This is a genomic window from Streptomyces blattellae (assembly GCF_009709555.1).
Lineage (GTDB): Bacteria > Actinomycetota > Actinomycetes > Streptomycetales > Streptomycetaceae > Streptomyces > Streptomyces blattellae.
Map to the genome: position 1 here is coordinate 1 of NZ_WJBG01000136.1, position 3,396 is coordinate 3,396.

Below are 3,396 nucleotides of genomic sequence, written 5' to 3' on the forward strand. Positions count from 1 at the left end.
GCTGGGTGCGCCACGAGGCGCCATGTGACCGAGTGGAGGTGCGAGACCTCTACCGCCGGGCCGTCGCAGCGGCCGGGTAGAAGCTGAGGGCAGTCCGAGTCGGGGAACGCCGGTGAGGACGGAAAGCAGCCCTGACAACGCCGGGACGGCGCGGTACTGCCAGACGCGTCGGGTTCGGCAAGCAAGGCCAGAAGGCGTACGAAGAGGAACCCGTGTAAAGCCCCGTAAGTCTTGCACCGGGCTCAAATCTGGCGGATATGGGCCCGGGGTGCAGTGCGTGACCTCTCGCTTCGGCAGGGGTGGTCAACTCCGAAGCCGGTCTCCAACTGCCGGTGGGGAGGCCACGCTGAAGGTCTGCGGCGTAGGCGTGGTGATGCTGCCGGGGTAGTAGCGGGACGCCGACCTGGCCGATCGGCACATGGTGAACGTGGGAACCGCCTGCGGTCGCCCCCGCTTCCCCGGCATCCGGTCCGGAGAGCGAGGGCAGGCCCGTTGCCGGCTGAGGTCCGCAGGTGGGGCGGAGGCCCCGTAGTAGTCCGAGCGGAGGAAAGCTCCGTGCATGGCGAAGGGGGCCAGCAAGTCGGCAGGGAGGATGCTGCAATGCCGGGAGGCCGCTGGTGAATACCGACGCGCTGGAGTTCGCGCTGCTCAAGGCCGAGCGCCGGGTACTGGGGATGCAGACCAAGCTGCACTGTTGGGCGACCGACGATCGTGATCGCCGGTTCGATGACCTGTTCAATCTCGTCGCCGATCCCGCGTTCTTGCTGGTCGCGTGGGTTCGGGTGCGAAGGAACAGGGGCGCCCGCTCGGCCGGAGTGGACGGGCAGACCGCTCGCTCCGTGGAGGACGGGCAAGGCGTTGAGGTCTTCCTCAACGAGCTACGGTCCGACCTGAAGGACCGTAGTTTCCGCCCGCTTCCCGTGCGGGAACGGATGATTCCCAAGCCGGGGACGGCCAAGCGCCGTCGGCTGGGGATTCCCACCGTGCGGGACCGGGTGGTCCAGGCGTCCCTGAAGCTGGTGCTGGAGCCGATCTTTGAGGCGGATTTCCTCCCGTGCTCCTACGGGTTCCGCCCGAAGCGCCGGGCTCATGACGCGCTCGCCGAGGCACACCACTTCGCCAAGAGCTCCTATGAGTGGATGGTGGAGGGGGATATCGAGGCGTGCTTCGACTCGATCGACCACACGGCCCTGATGGACCGGGTGCGCCGCCGAGTCGGGGATCGTCGTGTTCTTGACCTGGTGAAGGCGTTCTTGAAGGCGGGCATCCTCAGCGAGGGTGGTCAGTCCAAGGACACCGACACCGGCACTCCGCAGGGTGGGATTCTCTCGCCGCTGCTGGCCAACATCGCCCTGTCCGTCCTCGATGAGTTCATCGCGGCCGGTCCGGGCGGGCCGAACTCCACACAGGGCCAGCGGGCCCGACGTCGTCGTCAGGATCTGCCCAACTACCGGCTCATCCGGTATGCGGACGACTTTCTGATTGCCGTGACCGGGACGCGTGAGCAGGCCGAGGACATACGCACCCAGGTGGCGGAAGCACTCGCCCCGATGGGACTGCGGCTGTCGGTGGAGAAGACGGCGATCACTCACATCGACGAGGGGCTGGACTTCCTGGGGTGGCGCCTCCAGCGCCACCGCAAACGAGGAACACAGAAGCACTACGTCTACCTCTACCCCTCCAAGAAGGCCCTCCAGGCCGTCAAGGAGAAGGTCAAGACGCTGTGTCGACAGGACACGAACCTGCCGCTGGCAGTCGTGCTGCACCATCTCAACCCGGTGCTGCGGGGCTGGACGGCGTACTTCCGGCACGGGGTGTCGGCCGCGACCTTCCAATACCTGTCGGCCTTCACCTGGCGCCAGGTCTTCGGGTGGCTGCGGCGCAAGCACCGCCGGTCCAGTTGGAAGAGTCTGCGCCGTCGCTATAGCGCGGGTCGATGGTGGCCCGCCGACGACGAGGTGACCTTGTTCAAGTGCGCGAAGGTGCGGACCCACCGCTACCTCTACCGCGGCAACAAGATCCCCTCGCCTTGGCCCAACGGGACCACGATCGCAGCGGCCGCCTGAGAGGGCTTGTGGAGAGCCGGATGCCTGGAGATCGGGCACGTCCGGTTCGGGAGGCGGGCCGGGGAAACCCACCGACGGCAACGTCGGCAGGGCGCCCCGGTCCGACCTCACCAGCTGGCCGAACAGGCCGGCCTGGCCCGGCCGGGGCCGATGCAGCGCCTGCTGCGCTGCGCCCGCTGGGACGCCGACGCTGTCCGTGACGACATCCGCGCTTACGCCGTCGAACACCTCGGCACCGACGGCGGTGTACTGATCGTGGAGACCGGCTTCGTGAAGAAGGACCGGGCCTCTGCGGGCGTCCAGCGCCAGTACACCGGCACCGCGGGCCGCATCGAGAACTCCCAGGTCGGAGTCCTCCTCGCCTACGCCACCAACCGGGGGCGGACGCCGATCGACCGCAGGCTCTATCTGCCCGAGCACTCCTGGAGCGCTGACGCCCAGCGCCGCCACGCGGCGGGGATACCCGACGAGATGCAGTTCCAGACCAAACCCCGCCCGGCCTGGGAGATGACAGCCGCAACGCTGGACGCCGGCGTGCAGGCACCGTGGGTGACCGGCGACGAAGCCTACGGACAGGACCCGCAGCTTCGTGCCGTCGTCGTCCACGGTTCTTCGCGCCGGTCGTGCGTAGACGTTCATCGCGCCATTCGCGTACTCGGGGTGCTGTGATCGTCGAGGACGGTCGTGTCCGCGCCCACCAGGCCGCCTGAGGGATGCTGCCACGGCCCGTGGCTGTTGCCGAGACCGCGCCTGACGAGGTGTGGAACTCGTCGGGCGGCCGCCGCGGCGCCCCCGGCAAGCACGGCAGGCATGGGCCTGCGCGCCAAGACCTTCATGAGGCACCTCCCGCATCAGGTCGCGCCGAAGGCGGGGAGGTGCTCTCCTGGAAGGAGCCGCAGGAGAACATGCCGATGCGCCACAGCCGGAGCTCCGCTCTCGTGGCCGGCCGGCCGATCGCCCCGACCGGAACGGGTGGGGGCTTGCTGCCCACGCGGGATCTCGCTGCCGCCTGGTCGCTCGTCGTGGTCCTGATCGCTGTTCCCGCCTGGGTGCTGACGATCGGGCAGGCCGGGGACATGGGGGTCGAGCCCGGCACGATGGGGATGGCGCTGCCGCTGTTCCTGGTGCTGTGGGTGACGATGATGGCGGCCATGATGCTGCCGTCCATGGCGCCGGTGGCGATCACCTGGGTGCGGGGCATCGGCCGGCAGTCCTCCGGCTGGGCCCGGACCGCCCGTACCGTCGAGTTCGTCGCCGGATATCTGCAGGTGTGGACGGCGTTCGGGCTGCTCGCCTACGCGGCCCTGGCCCTCACCGGCAGCCTCGTGGA

Annotated in this window: 2 protein-coding genes and 1 pseudogene; all 3 read left to right on the forward strand. The window is 68.8% G+C overall.

Annotation, left to right across the window (positions count from 1 at the left end; genetic code table 11):
• Positions 1 to 617: 617 nt before the first annotated feature.
• Positions 618 to 2,066, forward strand: a complete 1,449-nt coding sequence (gene ltrA, locus GFH49_RS14175; protein ID WP_155056235.1) for a group II intron reverse transcriptase/maturase — start codon at positions 618 to 620, stop codon at positions 2,064 to 2,066.
• 114 nt (positions 2,067 to 2,180) lie between these two features.
• Positions 2,181 to 2,657, forward strand: a pseudogene (locus GFH49_RS14180) (IS701 family transposase); the annotation flags it as partial.
• A 320-nt stretch (positions 2,658 to 2,977) separates the two neighbouring features.
• A partial coding sequence (locus GFH49_RS14185) for a copper chaperone (protein WP_196217979.1) occupies positions 2,978 to 3,396 on the forward strand: 419 nt, incomplete at its 3' end.